Source organism: Planctomycetota bacterium (assembly GCA_021414025.1).
Taxonomy (GTDB): Bacteria; Planctomycetota; Phycisphaerae; order Phycisphaerales; family SM1A02; genus SYAC01.
This window is the reverse complement of the sequence record JAIOPG010000007.1, coordinates 339,998-360,773: the sequence shown is the minus strand read 5'-3', so window position 1 is coordinate 360,773 and position 20,776 is coordinate 339,998. Positions and strand designations below refer to the sequence as shown.

Annotated in this window: 15 protein-coding genes, 1 tRNA gene and 2 pseudogenes; 13 read left to right on the top strand and 5 right to left on the bottom strand. The window is 62.9% G+C overall.

Annotated features, from left to right (window positions below; translation table 11 throughout):
* Window positions 1-87 precede the first annotated feature (87 nt).
* Together purD and ald are read right to left on the bottom strand one after the other, a co-directional pair.
* Window positions 88-1,458 carry a phosphoribosylamine--glycine ligase gene (purD, locus tag K8R92_10670; protein ID MCE9620351.1) on the bottom strand — a complete coding sequence of 457 codons (1,371 nt, stop codon included), beginning with the start codon at window positions 1,456-1,458 and terminating at the stop codon, window positions 88-90.
* Window positions 1,459-1,507: 49 nt separating this feature from the next.
* A complete protein-coding gene (gene ald, locus K8R92_10665; protein ID MCE9620350.1) occupies window positions 1,508-2,614 on the bottom strand; it encodes an alanine dehydrogenase in 1,107 nt (368 codons plus the stop codon).
* A 152-nt stretch (window positions 2,615-2,766) separates the two neighbouring features.
* Between ald and K8R92_10660 the strand changes: the two genes are divergently transcribed.
* Window positions 2,767-4,341 carry a hypothetical protein gene (locus tag K8R92_10660; GenBank protein MCE9620349.1) on the top strand — a complete coding sequence of 525 codons (1,575 nt, stop codon included), beginning with the start codon at window positions 2,767-2,769 and terminating at the stop codon, window positions 4,339-4,341.
* Window positions 4,342-4,352: 11 nt separating this feature from the next.
* Window positions 4,353-5,333, top strand: coding sequence for a thioredoxin-disulfide reductase (gene trxB / locus K8R92_10655; GenBank protein MCE9620348.1), 981 nt, complete (start codon window positions 4,353-4,355; stop codon window positions 5,331-5,333).
* Between the two features lie 51 nt (window positions 5,334-5,384).
* Here trxB and aspS read toward each other — a convergent pair whose 3' ends face one another.
* Window positions 5,385-7,187: an aspartate--tRNA ligase gene (gene aspS, locus K8R92_10650; protein MCE9620347.1), complete on the bottom strand. Its 1,803-nt coding sequence runs from the start codon at window positions 7,185-7,187 to the stop codon at window positions 5,385-5,387.
* Window positions 7,188-7,248: 61 nt separating this feature from the next.
* On the opposite strand from aspS, the gene K8R92_10645 reads away from it, so the two are divergent.
* The 7 genes and pseudogenes from K8R92_10645 (at window position 7,249) to K8R92_10615 (ending at window position 14,693) form a co-directional block, all read left to right on the top strand.
* Window positions 7,249-8,463: a hypothetical protein gene (locus K8R92_10645; GenBank protein MCE9620346.1), complete on the top strand. Its 1,215-nt coding sequence runs from the start codon at window positions 7,249-7,251 to the stop codon at window positions 8,461-8,463.
* Window positions 8,464-8,522: 59 nt separating this feature from the next.
* Complete coding sequence (locus tag K8R92_10640) at window positions 8,523-9,722, top strand: branched-chain amino acid ABC transporter substrate-binding protein (GenBank protein MCE9620345.1); 1,200 nt, start codon at window positions 8,523-8,525, stop codon at window positions 9,720-9,722.
* 99 nt (window positions 9,723-9,821) lie between these two features.
* Window positions 9,822-10,781, top strand: a complete 960-nt coding sequence (locus tag K8R92_10635) for a branched-chain amino acid ABC transporter permease (GenBank protein MCE9620344.1) — start codon at window positions 9,822-9,824, stop codon at window positions 10,779-10,781.
* 922 nt (window positions 10,782-11,703) lie between these two features.
* Window positions 11,704-12,060: pseudogene (locus K8R92_10630) on the top strand (ATP-binding cassette domain-containing protein).
* A 207-nt stretch (window positions 12,061-12,267) separates the two neighbouring features.
* Entirely contained in the window at window positions 12,268-12,915 is a 648-nt protein-coding gene (locus K8R92_10625) for an ABC transporter ATP-binding protein (GenBank protein ID MCE9620343.1), read from the top strand.
* 23 nt (window positions 12,916-12,938) lie between these two features.
* A complete protein-coding gene (locus K8R92_10620) occupies window positions 12,939-13,640 on the top strand; it encodes an ABC transporter ATP-binding protein (GenBank protein MCE9620342.1) in 702 nt (233 codons plus the stop codon).
* Window positions 13,641-13,715: 75 nt separating this feature from the next.
* Window positions 13,716-14,693, top strand: coding sequence for a hypothetical protein (locus tag K8R92_10615; protein ID MCE9620341.1), 978 nt, complete (start codon window positions 13,716-13,718; stop codon window positions 14,691-14,693).
* A 75-nt stretch (window positions 14,694-14,768) separates the two neighbouring features.
* On the opposite strand, the gene nadD is transcribed toward K8R92_10615, so the two are convergent.
* Together nadD and K8R92_10605 are read right to left on the bottom strand one after the other, a co-directional pair.
* A complete protein-coding gene (gene nadD, locus K8R92_10610; GenBank protein MCE9620340.1) occupies window positions 14,769-15,389 on the bottom strand; it encodes a nicotinate (nicotinamide) nucleotide adenylyltransferase in 621 nt (206 codons plus the stop codon).
* A 45-nt stretch (window positions 15,390-15,434) separates the two neighbouring features.
* Window positions 15,435-16,088 carry a hypothetical protein gene (locus tag K8R92_10605; GenBank protein MCE9620339.1) on the bottom strand — a complete coding sequence of 218 codons (654 nt, stop codon included), beginning with the start codon at window positions 16,086-16,088 and terminating at the stop codon, window positions 15,435-15,437.
* Between the two features lie 118 nt (window positions 16,089-16,206).
* On the opposite strand from K8R92_10605, the gene K8R92_10600 reads away from it, so the two are divergent.
* From K8R92_10600 to K8R92_10585, 4 genes and pseudogenes are all read left to right on the top strand, one after another.
* A tRNA-Glu gene (locus tag K8R92_10600) sits at window positions 16,207-16,281 on the top strand.
* A 223-nt stretch (window positions 16,282-16,504) separates the two neighbouring features.
* Window positions 16,505-17,515 carry an AAA family ATPase gene (locus K8R92_10595; protein MCE9620338.1) on the top strand — a complete coding sequence of 337 codons (1,011 nt, stop codon included), beginning with the start codon at window positions 16,505-16,507 and terminating at the stop codon, window positions 17,513-17,515.
* A gap of 3 nt (window positions 17,516-17,518) precedes the next feature.
* Entirely contained in the window at window positions 17,519-20,194 is a 2,676-nt protein-coding gene (locus K8R92_10590; GenBank protein MCE9620337.1) for a S8 family peptidase, read from the top strand.
* 28 nt (window positions 20,195-20,222) lie between these two features.
* Window positions 20,223-20,444, top strand: a pseudogene (locus K8R92_10585) (type I restriction-modification system subunit M N-terminal domain-containing protein).
* Window positions 20,445-20,776: the final 332 nt, after the last annotated feature.

Sequence of the window (20,776 nt, the reverse complement as noted above, 5' to 3'; positions counted from 1 at the left end):
GCCGGGAGTTCCGGATTCCTCAAGGAATTTCAACATCCGGCGGGCCATATTGAGATTTGGGAGGCGATTCGCAGGCCGAAGCGCGGCTCACGGAACGGGCTTGCCGACGGGCCTGGAGGAGGGCTCGAGGACCCGGCCGCCGATGTCGCGGCGGAAAAAGGCTCCCTCAAAGCGAATGCGGGCCGCGGCTTGCGTGGCCAGCCGGCTTGCCTGGACCAGATCGGCGGCCACCGCGGTCACGCCGATCACGCGGCCGCCCGAGGTCATCGGCATGCCTGAGTTTCCCGGCGCCGTCGAGGCATGGAAGCAGACGACTTTCTGATCGGCGGAACCCATCTGCTCGGCCTCGTCGATGCCGGCAATCGGGTCGCCGGTGCGCGGCTTGCCCGGATAGCCCTCGGCGCAGACCACCACGCAGCAGCTTGATCCGCGCTCGAAGGAGATGTCCGCCTGGTCCAGCTGACCCGACGACGTGAGCCAGAGCGCCTCGAGCAGGTCGCCGCGCCATCGCGCCATCAGGGATTGCGTTTCGGGATCGCCGAAGCGGCAATTGAACTCAAGCACCTTTGGTCCGGCGTGGGTCAGGATGATGCCCGCGAAGAGCACTCCGCGGAACTCGATCTCCTCGCGGCGCAGCGCGTCGAGCGTGGGCACGAAGACGTCGCGCTCCAGCGTGCGCAGCACGGCGTCGGTGGCCAGTGGAGTGGGCGAGTAGGCGCCCATGCCGCCGGTGTTGGGGCCGAGGTCGCCCTCGCCGACTTGCTTGTGGTCCTGGCAGGCGTCGAGCATCCAGATGGTTTTTCCATCCACCAGCGCCAGCACACTGATCTCCTGTCCGTGCAGGCGCTCTTCAATGACGATGGTGGCGCCGGCCTCTCCGTGGACCTTTGACTCGAGCGCCGCGGTCGCCGCGGCGATGGCCTCATCCTTGTTGTTGCAGACGGTGACTCCCTTGCCGGCGCAGAGGCCCGTCGCCTTCACCACCACGGGATCCTCGCGGCTGCGGATGTAGTTCAGCGCTGCATCGAGCTGCGTGAATGATTTGCCCTCCGCCATCACCACGCCGGCGGAGCGCAGCACCTGCTTGCACCACGCCTTGTCCCACTCCAACTTGGAGGCGGCCTTGGTGGGGCCGAAGACCAGGCGGTTGGGCGGATCGTGGTATTCGTCGGCGAAGCCTGCAGCGAGCAGAGCCTCGGGGCCGACCACCACAAGGTGGATGGATTCCTTCTCAAGGAAGCGGCGGAAGTGAAACTTGTTCTTCGGATCCAGGCTCTGCGGACAGACCTCGCCGAGCTGGCGCAATCCGGCGTTGGCCTTGGGGTCCACCCATAATTTCCCCAAGCGCGGACTCTGCTTCAGCTTCCACGCCAGGGCGTGCTCGCGTCCGCCCGATCCGGCGATGAAGACGTTGCACTTGGCGGGACAGGGCAGCGGATGGGCGCTCGTTTTTTTCATCGGCGCGCTTCGGGTGAAGTGGCTCCGCGCCGATCAGCGGCGTCCGGGCTCACGCTGCGGCACCGGCGAAATCAAGTTGGTGGGCCTCGGCGACCGGACGGTTGGTCAGCTTGCCATTGTCCATGTTGATGCAGTTGGAGAAGTGGTGGTCCATCTTCGCCAACTGATGCGCGCCATGCTTGGCCAGCTTCTGAACCCAGGGCAGCGTGACATTGGTCAGAGCGATGGTGCTGGTGCGGGCGACCGCGCCGGGCATGTTGCCGACGCAGTAATGCACGACGCCGTCGATCTCATAGGTGGGATTGCGGTGGGTGGTCACGCGGGCGGTCTCCACGCAGCCGCCCTGGTCGATGGCGACATCCACGATCACCGAGCCCGGCCGGATGTGCTTGAGATCTTCGCGGCGGATCAGGTGCGGCGCCTTGGCTCCCGGCACCAGGACGGCGCCGATGATCAGATCTGCCCACGCGATGCGCTCGCGGATCGCCTGCGGATCGCTGTAGATGGTCTGCACATTTTCCGGCAGCACCTCGTCCAGATAGCGCAGGCGGTCGATGTTGATGTCCAGCAGCGCGACGTTGGCGCCCAGTCCTGCGGCCATTCGCGCTGCGCAAGTGCCGACGTCACCGGCGCCGATGATGAGCACGCGTCCGGGCTCCACGCCGGGGACGCCGCCCAGCAGCACGCCGCGCCCGCCGAAGGGGCGCTCCAGATACTTGGCGCCTTCCTGAATCGAGAGCTTGCCGGCGATCTCGCTCATCGGAGTCAGCAGCGGAAGCTTGTCCTGGTCGTTGGTCAACGTCTCGTAGGCGCAGGCGACGCATTTGCGCTCGAGGCAGCCGATGGTGAGGTTGCGGTCAGCGGCGAAGTGGAAATAGGTGAAGAGCGTCTGTCCCGGCTTGATCCTGGCGATCTCCGCGGGCTGCGGCTCCTTCACCTTGACGATCAGATCGGACTTGGCCCAGACATCCTCGGCGGTCTTGCAGATGGTGGCCCCGGCGCTGACATAGAGGTCGTCGGAGAAGCCGCTGCCCAGGCCCGCCCCCGCCTGCACGAACACGGTGTGTCCCTCGCGGACCAGAACCTCGGCGCCCACCGGGCGCATGCCGACTCGATACTCATCAGGCTTCACTTCAGATGGGACTCCGACGATCATGACGCGCTCCTCGTTCCCGGCCGCCGCACGACGGGGCACCCACATGAATGCCGCCCATCCGCAACAAAGCCAAGGGCGGCAAGTTTAGCGACCAGCGGCCTGACCGCCAGCAGTTGGCTATGATTTCCGCTCTTCCCATTCGAGACCACCCCATGCACATTCGAATCGCACTTCTTCTGGCACTTTCGTTGAATGCACCGGTCCTGGCCCAAAGTACGCCGGCCAATCCGGCCAAGAGTCCGCCCGACGCGCCCGCCGAGAAGCCGGCACCGCCCGACGCCAAGACTCCCCCTGAAGCTCCCGTTGAGGAGAAGTCCGCACCGGCTCCCAAGGCCAAGAGCGCGCTCGAGGCCAGCAAGGGCGTCGTCGCACTGAACGAACTCAACGTGTTCTGGAAAGGTGTGAGCGAGAAGAATCGCAGCGCCAATGTTCTCTTCCCTGCGTGGATCGCCGCCACGCCCATGCCCTCCGCCACTGCACCGTCACCGGAGGACATCTGGCCCGGCATGGAAGGTTTCGCGGAGTGGAAGAAATGGGTCGCGGCCAATCCCGCCCTGCGCGACGCGATCATGAAGGCGCAGAATTGCTTCGTGCTGGGCATTCCCTATGGCGAAGAGGGCCTGGATCCGAAATGGAAGGCGAAAGGCATCGCGGCGCTGCCCGGCTCCGCGCCCGGCGAGGCGGCGCTGCCCTATCTCAACGCGATGCGCGGCTTGACGGCCTACACCGCGGTCTCCATGTATGTGGACGCGGAGGCCAAGAAGTTTGACCCGGCCTTCGACCTTTCGCTGGCGATGCTGCGCGTGCTGCGGCAGGTGAGCGAGCAGCGGATGGAAGCGGAGAAAATGGCCGGCATGAACCTCATGTCGCGGCTCCTTGAGGCGAATCGCGTCTACATGGCGGCGAATCTGGAGCAGCTGCCGGTGGCCACGCTTCAGCGCATGGCGATCAAGGGCTATCCCTACATCAAGCCGGGGGACAACGAGCGGTTGAAGCGTCTGGAGCTGCCCGAGGGCGACCGGATCATTCTCACCGAGTCGATGCCCAAGGCCTTCAACGCGTCGGGGCAACCGGATGACCAGTACTTTGCGGACAAGTTCGGCGCCGTGCAGTCGATCAATTCGCCGCTGACGCGCTTCGGGGCCTCGGCGAGATGGCGCGAGCTGGGCAAGGTGCATGGCAGCCTCGAGGCGAGCATGGAAAAACTGGCGGGGATCTACGACGATTGGTGGCGGCGCTGGAGGATGCGCTTCTACGACCCGATCCTGGACGTGCCGACGCAGTTCTCCAAGCTCAACCAAAGCAAGTACGCCCTGGTCACGCTCTTCGTGGAGAATCTGCAGCAGGTCTTCGACGCGCGCTTGCGCCTGATTGCGGAGATCGACGGCACCGCCATGAGCGCGGCGCTCTGCGGCTTCTACCTGGACAGCTCCAAGCAGTATCCGTCGATCCTCGCCAACGCGTTTCCCATTTACGGAATGCGGCGCATGAACTTCGACCCCTATTCGAAGGATTATGAAAGGTTGAACTATCGCGTGCTGGAGAAGGATCAGCCGCTGGGCACGCCTTGGGGCCAGGTCCAGGTCAGCGGCGCGGTGCTCTGGTCGGTTGGTCCTGATCACGAAGACGACGGCTTCGAACAGCACGATCCCGCCGACGGCACCGGCGATGTGGTGCTCTGGCCGCCGCCACGTTTCCTGGCCCGCAGCGCCGGCGTGCTGAAGTAAAGATCAATTCGATGAGCGAGTCCAACGTCGACAATGTGGCGATCATCGGCAGCGGCCCCGCCGGCTGGACCGCCGCGATCTACGCCGCCCGCGCCAACCTGGCGCCGCGCTGCATCATCGGGGTGCCGCGCAGCGATCCGGCGCCCGTGCTTCCGGGCGGCCAGCTCATGCTGACCACCGAGGTGGAGAACTACCCCGGCTTCCCCGAGGGAATCCAGGGACCCGAGATGATGGAGAAGTTCCGCAAGCAGGCGGAGCGCTTCGGCGCCAAGGTGACCGAGGCCGACGTGGTCAAGTGCGATTTTTCCAAGCGGCCCTTCACGCTGGAGTTGAGCGAAGGAGCGCCGATCAAGGCCAGCAGCGTGATCCTTTCCACCGGCGCCACGGCCAACTGGATCGGACTCAAGAACGAGCTGCGCCTGGCCACCAGCGGCGGCGGCGTGAGCGCCTGCGCGGTGTGCGACGGCGCGCTGCCGGCCTACCGCAACCAGGAGCTGGCGGTCGTGGGCGGCGGGGACAGCGCCATGGAGGAGGCGAGCTATCTGCTGAAGTTCGCCAAACACGTGCACATGATCGTGCGCCGCGACTCGCTGCGGGCGAGCAAGGCGATGCAGGCGCGGCTGCTGGGCAGTCCCAAGGTCACCATGCACTGGTTCACCGTGGTCGCCGATGTGCTGGGCGATGAGAAGATCGAGGCCGTGCTGCTGGAAGATGTGCGGACCAAGAAGCAGCGGACCTTGCCGGTGAAGGGATTGTTCCTGGCCATCGGCCACTCGCCGGCCACCAAGTTCCTGCAGGGGAGCCCGGTCGAGCTCGACGAATTGGGCTACGTGAAGCTGCGCAATCGCGACAGCCGCACCAATGTGGAGGGGGTCTTCGCCGCGGGCGACGTCGCCGATCCGCACTACCGCCAGGCGATCACCGCCGCGGGCATGGGCTGCGCCGCGGCGCTGGACTGCGAGCGATGGCTCGCCTCCCAGGGCGTGCACTGAATTCTGCGCATGGAGCCGGATCGCGGCATCCAGGGCACGAATCGAACTTGATCAACTGACCGGCTTGAGATTCGCGGCGCGGCGCACGTGCAGCTCCTTGAGCTGCTCGTCGTCGACGGGACCGGGCGCGTCGATCATCAGGTCGGCGCCGGACTGCGTCTTGGGGAAGGCAATCACATCGCGGATGTTGTCGGTGCCGCACATATGCATGACCAGACGATCGAGGCCGTACGCCATGCCGCCATGGGGCGGCGCTCCATGGCGCAGCGCGCTGAGCAGGAAGCCGAACTTGCGATCAGCGTCCTCCGGCGTCAGGCCGATGAGCTTGAAGACCTTCTCCTGCACATCGGTGCGGTGGATGCGGATCGAGCCGCCGGCGATTTCGCTGCCGTTGAGCACCAGGTCGTAGCCGGCGCTGACGCAGGCTCCGGGATCGCTCTCGAGCATCTCGAATTGATCGGGATTCGGGCTGGTGAAGGGGTGATGCATGGCGACCCAGCGCTGGCCTTCCTCGTCCCAGTCAAACATGGGGAAGTCGACCACCCACAGGAAATTCCACTTGCCCTCAGGCACCGCCTTGAGATCGGCGGCGACCTTCAGGCGCAGCTCGCCCGCGGCCTTGGTGGCGATGTCCCAGTGGTCGGCGACCATCAAAATGGTGTCGCCCGGCTGCGCGTTGATCGCCGCCTTGAACTCGGCGGCGACGGGCTCGACGAACTTGGAGATGCCGGTCTCGAAGGATCCGTTGGCGGCGACCTTGGTCACGGCCACGCCGCCGGCCTTGTAGCCCTTGACGAACTCCGCGTAGCCGTCGGTCAACTTGCGCGTGAGCTGGCCCATCGAAGCGGGCACCACGATCGCCTTGACGCACCCCTGTCGGCCCAGGCGCATCTTGGCCAGCGCCTCGTCGAAGACCTTGAAGCCGCACTTGGCGGCCACGGCCCCGATGTCGATTAGCTCCAGGCCGAAGCGCGTGTCGGGTTTGTCGCTGCCGTAGCGGTTCATCGCCTCCAGGTAGGTCATGCTGGTGATCGGCGGAACATCCACGCCCATCATCTCCTTCCAGAGACCCTGGGTGAAGCGGCCCATCACTTCCATGACATCGGTGCGGTCGACGAAGCTCATCTCAAGATCGATCTGGCTGAACTCCGCCTGGCGGTCGGCGCGCGGATCCTCGTCGCGCAGGCAGCGGCAGATCTGCATGTACTTGTCGCATCCGGCGACCATCAGGATCTGCTTGAAAAGCTGAGGGCTCTGCGGCAGCGCGTACCAGGCTCCCTCGTGCATGCGCGAGGGCACCAGAAAGTCGCGGGCGCCTTCCGGCGTGCTCTTGATCAGCAGCGGCGTGTCGATTTCGGTGAAGCCCTGGCCGGCGAAGAACTGCCGCGTGTACTGCAGCACGCGGTGGCGCTGGCGGATGATCTTCTGCATCGAGGGGCGGCGCAGATCGAGATAGCGGTACTTGAGGCGGATCTCCTCGTTGATCTTGGGCGCGTCGTGGTCGTCGGGCAGGATCGGCAGATCCTGCGCCTTGTTGAAGACCTCGATCTCGGCGGCCAGGAGCTCGACCTCGCCGGTGGCGAGCTTGCGGTTGGGCTCGCCCCCGCGCAGGCGCAGCAGCCCGCGCACGCCGATGCAATCCTCGCGGCGCAAGTTGCGGGCGGCGGCGACGACATGGGGCGGCGCGTCCTCGAGGTCGCAGACGACCTGGCAGAGTCCATCGCGGTCGCGCAGATCCAGAAACACCAGGCCCTTGCCCTGGTCGCGGTAGGTGTTCACCCAGCCGCAAAGCGTGATGGTGCTGCCGGCGAGCGTGGCGCGAGGTTCTCCGCAAGTGTGGGTTCTTTTGAGCATGGGTGGTTCCGCGAGGGGTGGCGAAGGATACCCGAGATGGTGAATCGGGTATGGTTTTGGCGTGGGCGCATCGAAATCCAACCCGGCGCAACCCATTCCGCAGGCCACCGTGCTCTTCACGGCGTTCGAGCCCTCCGGCGACGCGCACGCCGCTCCGGTGATCGCCGCCTTGAAGAAGATGGCGCCGCAGATCGAGATCGTCGCCTGCGGCGGCCCCAAGATGGAAATGGCGGGGGCCACGATGATCGAGCGCACCGCCGACGATGGAGCCATGGGGCTTTCAGCCCTCTCAAAAATATCTGCGGTCAAGAAAACCCAGGCCGCGGTCCGCCTCTGGGCGATTGCCCGCAAGGTCAATGTGCATGTGCCGGTGGATTCCCCGGCGGCCAACTTCGCCATCGCCAAGTTCATGAAATCCCGCGGCGTGCGCGTCTGCCACCTGGTGGCGCCGCAGCTTTGGGCGTGGGGGCCGTGGCGCCTGAAGAAATTGCGCCGTTGCACGGACCTAGTCCTCTGTCTGCTGCCTTTCGAGGAGGAGTGGTTCCGCAAGCGGCAGATCCCGGCGAAGTTCATCGGTCATCCGGTGATCAACCGCGTGCTGGACCAGACCGAGATCGAGCAGCAGTTCAAGGAACTGCCCGCCGGATCGCCCAAGATTCTGCTGCTGCCTGGCAGCCGCAGCAGCGAAGTGAAGCGCAACCTGCCACTGCTGCTGAAAGTTTTTTCCGACATCCAGCACAACCACCGCCGCGCGATCGCGCTGATCGTCACTGCCAACGACGCACTGGCCCGACTGGTGCGCGAGCGCGTGCCGACCTTGCCCTCGAGCGTGCTGCTGATCTCCGGCAAGCTCGACGCTGCGATCGTCTGGAGCGACATTGCGCTGTGCGTCAGCGGCACCGTGAGCATGGACCTGCTGCGGCAGGCCAAGCCGATGGTCGGCATCTATCGCACGGGACTCTTGTCTGTGATCGGCGGCACCGTGATGCTCTCGATGCCCAACCGCCTGCTGCCCAACATCCTCGCGGGCAAGCGCGTGGTTCCCGAGTTCGTGCCCTGCATCGGCCGATCGGGTCCCATCACCGCCGCCATGGAAGAGCTGCTGGCCGACCAGTCCCGGATGCGCGAAACCGCCAACGATCTGCGCGCCTTGCTGCCGGCATTCCAGGGCAAAAGGCCGGATGTCGAGGCCGCGGAGGCGATCCTTGCCTTGGCGACGGGGCGGAGTCCGCTGGTTGACGGGTCCGTTCGAACGAGGCAAGCCGCCCTGCGTTGAGGTGGTTCAACTTTGACTATTATGAAACTTCGCCACTGAATCGCGAACAGGAGACCTCCATGCTCAAGACCACCGTCGCCGTCCTTCTTCTCGCCCTTTCCGCCACCACTGCCTCGGCGCAGGAGAAGACCCTCAAGATCATCTCCAGCTTGCCCCGCACCGGCAGCGCCAACGCGCAGACTTCGACCATGGTCAACGGCATCCGCATGGCCATCGAAGAGGCGAATGGGAAAATCGGCGACTACACGATCGTCTACGAGGACATGGACGACGCCAGCCCGCAGCGCGGCAATTGGGATCCCGCGGTCGAGGCCCAGAACGCCAACAAGGCGGCCCGCGATGAGAGCGTGGTCGGCTACATCGGCACCTTCAACTCCGGCGCCAGCAAGATCAGCATGCCCGTTCTGAACAAGGCGGGCCTGGTGATGATCAGCCCCGCCAACACCTATCCCGGTCTGACCAAGCCCGGCACCGGCGAGGCCAATGAGCCCAAGATCTACCGGCCCACGGGCAAGCTGAATTATTTTCGCGTGGTGCCCACGGATGATCTGCAGGGCGTGGTCGCCGCCGACTGGGCCAAGGACATGGGCGTGAAGAAGGTCTACATCCTCGACGATCGCGAGCTCTATGGAAAGGGCATCGCCGATGTCTTCGAGAAGCGCGCCAAGGAGATCGGCATCGAAGTTTTGGGCCGCGAGGGAATCGATCCCAAGGCCGCCAACTACAAGGCCCTGGTCACCAAGATCAAGGCCGCCGCGCCCGACCTGGTGTATTTCGGCGGCACCACTCAGAACAACGCGGGCCAGATTGCCAAGGATCTGCACACCGCCAACGCCACCAAGAAGTTCATGGTGCCCGACGGTTGCTACGAGAAGGCCTTCATCGAGGCCGCCGGCGCCGACAATGTCAACGGCAGCGCCTACATCACTTTCGGCGGACTGCCCGCGGACAAGCTCACCGGCCGTGGCGCCGAGTTCCGCGCCAACTACAAGAAGAAGTTCAACTTGAAGCCGGAGGAGGAGCCCGAGGGCTACGCCGTCTATGGCTACGAGGCGTGCAAGGTGCTGCTGGACGCGATGCAGCGGGCCAAGACCAAGGACCGCGCCGGCATCCTGCAGGCGGTCTCGGAGACCAGGGATTTCAATGGGGCGCTGGGCATCTGGAGCTTCGACGCCAACGGCGACACCACCAACAAGACCATGAGCGGCAACACCGTGGAGAACGGCGAGTTCAAATTCGTGAAGGTGCTGGGCCAATAGGCCCTCAAGGCTTTCCCAACGTTGATTCCGGCCATGCATGATTCTCTGGGCGGCGCTTTTCTTTCCGTCACGCTCGCCGCGAGCGGGGACAACGTGGCGATGGGATGGATCGACGTCCTTTCGCAGCAGCTCATCACCGGTGTCTCCAACGGCATGATCATCGCGCTGATCGCCATCGGCTACACGATGGTCTACGGCATCATCGAGCTGATCAATTTCGCCCACGGCGATTTGTGCACGCTTGGATCTTTTCTGGCGCTGACCCTGGTGGGGGCGCTGGGCATGGAGGCCTGGAGCGGATTCGGCCCGACGGGTGGCGTGATTGCCATTTTGCTCGCTTCGGCGATTTTCTGCGGGGCTCTCAACTGGTCGATCGACCGGATCGCCTACCGGCCGCTGCGCGGCGCGCCCAAGCTGGCTTTGTTGGTGAGCGCGATTGGCTGTTCGTTCATCCTGGTGAACGTGGCGCTCTTTTGGGGCGGCCTGCCAATGCAGGTCTTCGGTGGCGGCAACCAAGCAGCGGCGCCCAAGGATTTTCCTTCGCTCATCTCCAATGAAAACCTGCTCGGCGCGACTGCGGCGATCACCGTCACCTGGCGCGACCTCTTCGTGGTCATCGTCACGCTGCCGCTGATGATCGGCCTGACTTGGCTGGTGCGGTCCACGCGGCTGGGCAAGGCCATGCGCGCGGTGGCGCAGAATCCCACGGCCGCGGCCTTAATGGGAATCGACGTCAATCGCGTCATCGGCTCGACTTTCATGATCGGTGGGGCTCTGGGCGGTTTCGCCAGCGTGATCTACGCCCTCTACAACAACACGATCTCCTTTCAGATGGGCTACCGCACCGGCATGGATGCCTTCACCGCCGCAGTGCTCGGCGGCATCGGCAGCCTGCCCGGAGCCGTGGTCGGCGGCATCGTCATCGGCCTGGTGCGTGCCCTGAGCGACGGCTACATCGAGGCGCGCTGGACCAACTCGGTGGTCTTCGGCATTCTGATTCTCACCCTGGTGTTTCGCCCGAGCGGAATTCTGGGCGCCAAGCTGCGGGAGAAAGTCTGATGAGCGCCGCGACCGCGACCGGTTGGAGGCGACTGCTTCGCGTCGATCTCATGCTGCTGCTTGTCGCGTGTGTTTTGCCTTTGGTCGATCGCCGCTTCCAGCTGGACATGGTCGACCCGATGCGCGGCGTGATGGTCTTTGCCATCCTGGCCTTGGGCTTGAACATCGTGACCGGCTTCACCGGCCTGCTGCATCTGGGCATGGCGGCCTTCATGGCGATCGGCGCCTACGCCTTCGCCATCAGCAGTTGCGACATCTATCCCTTCCAGCTGGGCTTCTGGTCGGCGATCATTTTTACCGCGGTCGTGGGCGCGCTCGCGGGAGTGCTGCTGGGCGCACCGACGCTGGGCCTGCGCGGCGACTATCTCGCCATCGTCACGCTGGGCTTCGGCGAGATCACCCAGGATGTGCTGAAGAACCTCGATGTCATCACCAAGGGAACGCAAGGCATCAATCCGCTGCCGGCGCCGCATGTGCCATGGTGGACGGAATCCGGCTTCGGCATCCTTGAATTCTCCAGCGAGAAGGAGCTGCCCTGGTACTGGCTCTTCCTGGGGTTCCTGGTGGTCGCCGTCATCGTCTGCCGCAATCTGGAGCGCAGCCGCACCGGCCGCTCCTGGCTGGCGGTGCGCGAGGACGAACTTGCGGCGCAGTGCATGGGCATCGCACTCGTGCCGGTCAAGATGATCGCATTCGCCACTGGCGCCGCGCTGGCCGCAGTCGCGGGCGGCCTCTGGGTGAGCATGTACTCCAGCACCGGCGAGCCGGGCAACTACGACTTCCAGGTCAGCATCCTGACGCTGTGCATTGTCATCGTGGGCGGCATGGGCTCGATCAACGGCGTGCTGGTGGGGGCGATCGCCATGCTGGGCGTGGCCAACATCGCGCTTCCGAAGCTGGCCGGCGCCATGCAGAGCGCGGGATGGGTTTCCGCCGGCAGCGTCTTTGGCAGCCCGAACAACTGGAAATACCTCGTCTTCGGCCTGGTCTTGGTGGTGATGATGCGCTTCCGCCCCGAGGGCCTGTTGCCGGCGAAGCTCTCGATCCAGAACGCGAAAAAGAAGAAGCGCCTCGCGGGGGCTCCGCGGTGAGCGCGGCGGCTCCCATCCTGGAAGTGGACGCGGTCACCATGCGCTTCGGCGGACTGGTCGCCAACGACAAGGTCTCCTTCAAGGTGACAAAGGGCGAGGTCTTCGCGCTGATCGGACCCAACGGAGCCGGCAAGTCCACACTCTTCAACGCGATCACCGGCGTGCATCACCCCACCGAGGGCCGCGTGCGTTTCGAAGGCCACGAGCTGCGCCGCCCATGGAACGCTATCATCCTCTCGCGGTGCGTGATCAACGGCCTGTTGCTGGCCATCAGCGTCACCATCGCCCTGCGGGCCACCACTCTCTGGAAGGACGTGATCGTGGCCAATTACACCTACGGGGAGCATTTTCCGCTGGCGAAGGCAGTGAAGTCGGTGGGTACCAGCCTCTGGAACATGGGCTTCCTGGGTCTGGCGATTCCGGCGCTGATCGGTTTCGCCCTTGGGGCCAGCGGCTATTTCGTTCTCTGGTCGCGGGCCCGGCGCACGCCCGATCTGATCGCCCGCGCGGGCATGGGGCGCACCTTCCAGAACATCCGGCTCTTCGGCGAATTGAGCGTGCTGGAAAATGTGCTGGTGGGCATGCACGCCAAGTTGCACTGCGGATTCGTTGCCAACATGCTGCGCCTGCCGCGCTACTTCCGCGAGAATGTGATGGCCCAGAAGAAGGCCGCCGAGCTGCTGCGCTTCGTCGGCCTGCAGGATCGGGCCAACGACGCGGCCCGCAACCTGCCCTATGGATTGCAACGGCGCCTTGAAATTGCCCGCGCCCTGGCGGGGGAGCCGCGGATCCTGCTGCTGGACGAGCCGGCCGCGGGCATGAATCCCACCGAGACCAGCACGCTGATGGACTTGATCCGCCGCATCCGCGACTCCGGCGTGACCGTGCTGCTGATCGAGCATCACATGCGGGTGGTGATGGGGGTGAGCGACCGGATCTGCGTGCTGAACTTCGGCAAGCAGATCGCTCAAGGCACGCCCGAGCAGATCCGCAGCGATCCCGCCTGCATCGAGGCCTATCTGGGCAAGGAGGAACTGGGTTGAGCGCGCACGCTTCGCAGGTTCTTCTGAGCGTGCGCGGCCTGCGCACCGGCTATGGTCCGGCGGATGTCCTGCATGAAGTCTCGCTGGAGGTGCGCGAGCGCGAGATCGTGACCCTGATCGGCGCCAACGGAGCCGGCAAGAGCACCACGCTGATGACGATCTCGCGGATTCAGAAGCTGCGCGGAGGCTCCATCGAGTTCGCCGGCCACGATCTGGCCGACATGCCTCCCGACAAGGTGGTCGGCATGGGCCTGGCACAGGTGCCGGAGGGGCGGCGGATCTTTCCGAGACTCACCGTGCGCGAAAATCTGGAGATGGGCGGCTTCCTGCGCCGCGATCCGGACGCCATGCAGAAGGATCTCGAGCATGTCTATTCGCTCTTTCCCATCCTGAAGGAGCGCGATCGCCAACTGGGCGGCACGCTCTCCGGCGGCGAGCAGCAGATGCTGGCCATCGGCCGCGCGCTGATGAGCGAGCCCCGGCTGCTGATGATGGACGAGCCCAGCATGGGCATCGCGCCAATCCTGGTGGTGCGCATTTTCGAGGCGATCAAGAGGCTGCGCGACGAAGGCATGACCATCCTGCTGGTGGAGCAGAATGCGCGGGCCGCGCTGCGGCTGGCCGACCGCGGCTATGTGATGGAGACGGGCCGCATCACGCTTTCCGGACTGGGGCAGGAATTGCTCAGCGACAAACGCGTGCAAGAGGCCTATTTGGGGGAGTGAAAACCCCGCGGCAAAGGCCTGCTTTGATCGAGGGGACAAGGGAGCTACCATCCCCCATGGAGAAAAATTCAGTCCATGCGTGAGTACAAACTTCGAAGCGATCTCGAGCGGGCCGTCATTGACGGCTTCGCGCTGCCGCTTGGAATCCAGCCAATTGATCTGCCCAGTCCCACGCAGGGCTACACGCTTGAGTTCCACGAGGGCGAGGATGGCGACCCGGATACCTGGTCCTTCCATGTCGTGACCAGCCACGACCGCATGGTGGGTCTGGTCCGCGAGGCCATCGGCCTGCTGCCGGATCAGGTGACGCCGATCATCGAGGTAGGCAGCCGCGACGCCTACCGCAGCGTGGATGTCTTCCTGGGGCGCGAGCCGATTTCCTTCGAGGCCTTCCTGGAGATCTGGGAGAGCTTCGAGCCGGTCATCATGGAGGACGCCAGCATTGGCGTCGGGGCCAACGCCGAGGAGCCCTTTGTGGAGGTCTTCCTGGATTCCTGGAAGGGCCTGCTGATCCATGTCCCCGAGGACAACAAGGAAGCGGTCGAGCGCATGCTGCGCCGCCATTCGCTGCGCGAAGTGGAGGAGACCTGGCCCGATTCGCTCGACGAGGTGCTCTCGCCGCCTTCGCAGGTGCGCGACGTGCTGGCAATCGAAGACGACCAAAGCCCGGATTTGGACGAGGTTCTGCTGCAAGTGCGCGAGTGCTGGGGGCTCGAGCTCGATGTGGATCCCGACACCAATCTCGACGAGGCCGGCCGCGAGCTGGGGAGCACGCTCTGGCACACCATCGCGGTCTGCCTGGACTTGAACAGCGACGACTCCACCGACCATCCGTCGGGCGGCTACATCACCTTTTGGCTCACGGCGAAGAACACCGCGGAGGTCGAGGAGCTGGTGCGGGCGCGGCTGGCCAAGGATAATCGATGGCTCGTGCAGAGCTTCTACACGCTCGACCGCGTCGCCTTCGATGAGCGACCCGAGGCGCTGGATCACCTGCCGATGCAGGGCAGGAAGTCCGAAGTGCATCTGGTCGAGGAAGATCCCTGGACGTGATGCGGCCGCAGTTACTCAGCCGAATCGAATTTTGAATTTGAATTTCGTGCGACTTGGTCGCCGAGTGCTCTCGACTCAACGATAAAGCTTGTGTTTCTGGATGTAGTTCAAAACTTCTGGGTCAATGTCCAATTCGGAGGCTGACTTTCCTGCGGCAATTCCCTGCCGCAACTCCGTGCTTGAATCGGGTTCCGCCTCAAGCGGAAGAATCCAGGGCTTCCAGCGGTTCGCGACCGCTTCGCCGTGCTGCGTGGACAGTTGCCGCACCAGTGAAGCCGCGTCATGCGGCGCCCGCGGCACGATGACCGGCATGGCCAGGGAAAGAATCGTCTCGGGCTCGCGCCAGGTGTAGAAGTTGAGCACCTGATCGCCGCCCAGCAGCAGGAACAACTGGGCATCGGGAAATTGCCGGCGAAATTGATTCAGCGTGTCCACCATGAAACTCGGGCCGCCACGGTCGATCTCGGCGGTGTCGATGGACGCAAGCGGCTCGTTCCGGAAGGCGATGGCCAGCATGGCCACGCGGTGCGGAGCGGAAGCGGGGGGCTCGTTCTGCCGCTGCGGATTGATGTTGGTGGGGATCACGCGGATCTCGCTCGCGCCGATCGCCTTTGCGGCTTGCTGTGCCAGTGAGACATGCCGCAGATGGGGCGGATTGAAGGAGCCGCCGTAGAGAAGGATCTTTCGCGGGGTCATGGCGACGTTGCTTTCATGTCACTGATTTTCAAGGTTCTGATTCCCTCACGGCATCTGCTCGCGCAAGGCTTTTTCAATGACGGCGCTCGCCGCGCCCATGGCGGCGGTCGAAGCGCGACCCAATCGCATCATCAATGGAATGTGCCATGGACGGGTCGCCAAATGAAACGCGACGGCGTGCGAACGCGTGTGCCCGGAAGGCTCCATGAAATTCATCACGGCTTCGGGCAGTTGCGATTCATGGTCGTCGCTCACGCCGCGAACGATAAGCCAGCGCCAGCCGGCCTGCTGCGCGGTGTCCACGAAATGGTGCGACTCCATGTCGACCAGGTCGCTGTGAAATTTCCGCGCCGCAACAAGCTTGACCTGCGCGTCGGACAGGACCACCGGGCTGGAAAACAATGGAAGCGTTTCCGCCCCGTTGGGAATCCATCGAGCCGGGATGGTCCGGCCATCTTGCGTAGTCACTTGCGAGATTGCATAGGCGTGGCCGGCCCTAGCCTGGTTGGTCAGCCCGCCGGCGACCCCGGCCAGGATTGCGGTAGTTCCGGGGCCAAATTGGCCCGCCAACGTCCGCAACGCATGGGTGCAATGCTCGCCGACGCCGATGGTGTGGATGGCGGTGAAAAGGGGCCGAAGTCGCGGCTCAATTCGGCGGTTTTCAAAGCTCGTGGGGCAGAGAAGGATGGTCGCCGGCATGGCGGTCACGGTACCCGAGACCACGGGGAAACGCGCGATTTGTCGTGCCGGGCGGGCTCGCTATACTCCTCCCCGCTACTTGTCGGCCACTTCGATTGTCACTGGTTTGGCCATGTCTGGCCCCATCGTCTAGCCCGGTTTAGGACATATCCCTCTCACGGATGGAACAGGGGTTCGAATCCCCTTGGGGTCATTGGCACTGTTTGCACAGTTTCGCACTCGTTCGTATTTGTTCGCAAATCATCGGTAAAACAAGGTGTTTTTGAAACATCTCGCGAATCGGTGCGATTGCGTGCGGACGGGTGCTGCGCCTCATATTGGACATTGAGTGCGCCGCTTTTTGGACGAGAAGTTGCGAGTTAAACAGGTGGTCGGCACAGCCGTTCTCGGCAACGGACGCGAAAGACGGTGACAGCATGAACGCAGAAATCCTCAAGAGAATCGTCCGTGCCATCGCAGAGGGCTCTCAGCTTGACTTGGATCGCCTTGCCGAAAAAGTTGTGGAAGCCGAACGCAAAACCGGCCACAGTCGGCTAGCTAATCAACTCGAATCGATTCTCAGTGAATCCAGACGCCGTACGGCTGGGCATGGTCACCACGCGGCGGACAAAGCTGCATCGCTCCGTGAACTACCACAGAGTAAACGCAACGGCGAGCAACTCGCCACGCTAATCCCTCGCGAAGAGCTAGAGCACGACATGGTGCTTCCACCCGCGATCGAGGCACGTTTTGCACGCATCGAGTGCGAGTACGCCGCCCGGGAGAGGCTTGGTGCCTATGGGCTCAGACCGCGTAAGACGATTCTCTTGCACGGCCTGCCTGGGTGCGGAAAGTCTCTGGGTGCCAAACGACTCGCATGGAACACCGGTCTGCCACTAATGAAGGTCCGATTCGATGCACTGCTCTCGTCCTTCTTTGGGGAATCGGCGTGGAATCTCCGCAGCATATTCGTCGCTGCCAAGGATCGGCCGTGCGTGCTGCTCTTGGACGAGTGCGACTTCATCGCTCGTTCTCGCGGAAGTAGCAAAGACATCGGCGAGGCAAATCGTATCGTCAACTCACTTCTTCAACTGATGGAGGAGTACGACGCGCCAGGTCTGCTCGTCGCGACGACGAACGTCGAGTCATCACTTGACGAGGCGCTGTTCCGCCGCTTCGACGATGTGTTCTTGGTGCCACCTCCCGGTCCGAACGAAGTGTCGCGTCTGCTCCGAATGACTTTGGCTTCCGTCGTGGTGGATGAGAATTTGCCTTGGCAGTCGATGACAGATGCACTTGCAGGGGCATCCGCCGCGATGGTCGTTAAGGCCGCGCGTGATGCCGCAAAGGCGGTCGTACTCATGGGCCGCAAGGCCGTCACCGAGTCCCACCTTCGAGAGGCAATCACAGAAGCTCGTCGGCACAGATCAAGCGAATCCAAAACGTAAATCATGGCTGATGCCCACCAGTTCGAGCATCTTCCGCTACTTCTTCGCTACCGGGGACGCGCCAAACTCCGTGGAGGTGGCAGAACGTCTCCGCAGACGATTGCAAATCGGAGCGCGAGAGCCGCTCACAGCGAGTCCCTTCGAGCATCCGCTCACTCACTTTCGACGAGATGGGAAGCTCAGCAGGCTCAGCGTCAGGAACAGAATCTCCCGGTGCTGCCGGTCGGCAAACCGTTTCTGGTCCAGGTTGATCCGGGTCTTGACCTAGATGTGCTTCGCGACAAGTTTGCTTTCGAAATCGTCGCCGAGCAGGAAGAGGGCTTCGTACTAGTCGCGTCGGAGGACATCGACCTTGCTGAGTTTACGAGGATGGTCAATGCCTTTGCCGTTAAGGTACATGGCTCGGCGACAATCGCTTCGGTACACAAGCTCTACGAAGATCCGAACCAAGCCGATCGACTCAAGCGAGTCCTATCCGAGAGGTTGCTCAATCAATGGCCGACGATCAAAGACAATCAAGTCTTTGTCGTCGATGTAAGCATCGCATGCACAGGCACAAAGGAGATTCCGGATATGCCGGAGCGAGGCAAGCGAGACTCTGATGCGGACTGGGCAAAGAAGCAGAGTGAATGGGCTCTGCAGCGGACCGAGGCGTACGACACGTGGGACACTTTGTGCTCAGAGCGTCAGTCGGAAGTCATTGCGTTCGTACGGGCCTATGACGCCGACATTTTGAATTTGGTGCATGATGATCTCTCCGGGGCAGTAATGCCGGGAAGTTTCGACGTGCGGCTCAAGATCAAGGGTATCGGGTTTAAAGACTTGATCCTCAACTACCCGTACGTGTTCGAGGCTTTAGAACCAGATGACATTGCCTTGCCGCAGTACGCTGACGCCGGTGGTGCGGCCCCCTTTCGGGCGGTCACTCCGGTGGCGCCATCCGCAGATGCCCCGACGGTGTGTGTGATTGACAGCGGTATTCAGGAGGGCCATGTCTGGCTTGCACCGGCAATGGACACCTCCAACTCCAAGTGCTTTCTTCCCGGCAAAGCGACGACAGAGATTGGCGATTTTGTCTCGCCCGGAGGTCACGGAACCCGCGTGGCCGGCGCAGTCGCCTACGGCGAGTCCGTACCGCAGGATGGATCGCCGCAATTGTCTGCCTGGCTTCAGAATGGCAGGGTCCTGAACGAGAACTGCCGGATGCCCGAAGAGTTGTTCCCTCCCTCCGCGACGCGAGCGGTTGTCGAGCACTTCCACCTAGATGGCAGGAAAACCCGGATCTTCAATCAGTCAATCAACTCCAAAGGCGCCTCACGCGCTAGGTACATGTCCTCTTGGGCCGCTGAGATCGACCTCCTGAGCAGCCAGCACGATGTCCTGATTGTTCAAAGTGCGGGCAATCTTCCTACGTCGGGCAACCCACCAGTCATTGGAGCTAAGGAACATCTTGCCGCGGACCGCAAGTATCCACGGTACCTGAACGAGGACTCCAGCCGCGTCGCGAACCCGGCGCAGAGCCTTCAAGCACTCACTGTTGGCTCCGTCGCCTACGGCGCATTTAACGCCTCGGGTTGGAAGTCGTTCGCTGAACACAGGGGTCAGCCTTCGGCCTTTTCACGAAGTGGATTCGGAATTTGGGGCGTCATCAAGCCCGAAGTCGTCGAGTACGGCGGGGACGCTGTTCGCACTGCCACTCATCCGCCGGATGTGATCGTTGGTAGTCGTGTGCCAGGTGTGTGCCCGGAGTTGATCCGGTCAACGATGTTTCCGCCATCGCCGGCATTCGCACGCGATGCCGCGGGCACCTCATTTGCTGCTCCCAAAGTCTGTCGCACGGCGGCCGCAGCACAGAGGGTATTACCGGATGAGCCCGCCTTGCTCTACCGCGCTCTTGTGGTGCAATCAGCTCAATGGCCGGAATGGGCTGAGGCTATCCTTGCAGAGCTTCGCAACCCTGTTACGCGAAGCAACGCCGCGAGGCGGCAAGAACTTTTGGATCAAGCAGGGGAGATCGTCCGTTGGATTGGCTTCGGCGTCCCCGACGAGGCCAGGGCTTCGACCAACTCTGACCACCGAACCACGCTGATAACGGCGGGCACTACCCCGATCCGCGCCCGCGAGTGCCACATCTACCAGATACCCATTCCCGCAGAACTTCGCGGGCCGGCTGATGAGTACGACGTGCGAATCGACGTGACCCTCTCGTATGTGGCTGAGCCTCGCCGTACACGACGCCAACTTCGACGGTATCTGTCCACATGGGTGGACTGGAAGAGCAGCAAGCTCGGTGAATCAATTGACAGCTTCCGTGTCCGGATGATGAAGGAGGAAGAGCTTGAGGGCACACCAACGGATGGCAGTGTCTTGCCTTGGACTCTTCACGAGAAGGAGTCAGATGGTCTCATCCGCAGCGCCCGCCGCAATGGCGGCACGGTTCAGAAGGACTGGGCCGTCGTCAAATCCAACATGCTTCCCGAGCACTTCTGCATCGCCGTGGTGGGACACGAAGGCTGGAATCACGATCCCGATGCCACGGCGCACTACTGCCTTGCCGTGACATTGGAGATTCAGGGGCAGGAGATTGTCATCTACGACCCGCTCCGCGTTGCAGTCGAAGAGCTACAGACTGAGATCGAGGAAGTCGAAACTGAAGCCACCGTCGAAGTCGAGGAGTGATGGAACGTCGGATAGTTTAAGGAGCCGTATGGACCAAGGCCAACTCAACTGGATCGCCAACTTTATCTGGGGCATCGCCGACGATGTACTCCGCGATGTTTACGTCCGGGGCAAATACCGCGATGTCATTCTCCCAATGGTGATCCTTCGCCGGCTGGACGCGGTGCTCGAACCGACGAAGCAGGCGGTGCTGCAACAAAAGGCCCGGCTCGACAAGACCAAGATCACCAACCAGGACGGGGCACTCCGAAGCGTTTCGCGCCTTGCGTTAGGTAAAACATCGTCCCACAGCCCGTCCTTTGATGGGATGGACCTTGCGTCAGTACGCACTCCCGAAAATAAATCGCCCATTTCCCGTCAGGATTCAAACTGACCCACTACTCCGATTTTTCGGCCGGTTCATGATCCGTACGGATTCACAAATCAACATAATATGGCGGCTTTCCGCCAAATGTAATCTAATATCAGTTGAAAATTAGACCAGAACCCCGCTCCTCTGGCTTACTAACAAAGCCAAAGCAACTAGGTCTCGGTCGACCAGAATTTCTCCCGCTGAAACTGGAGCTAATTTGATCAACCAAA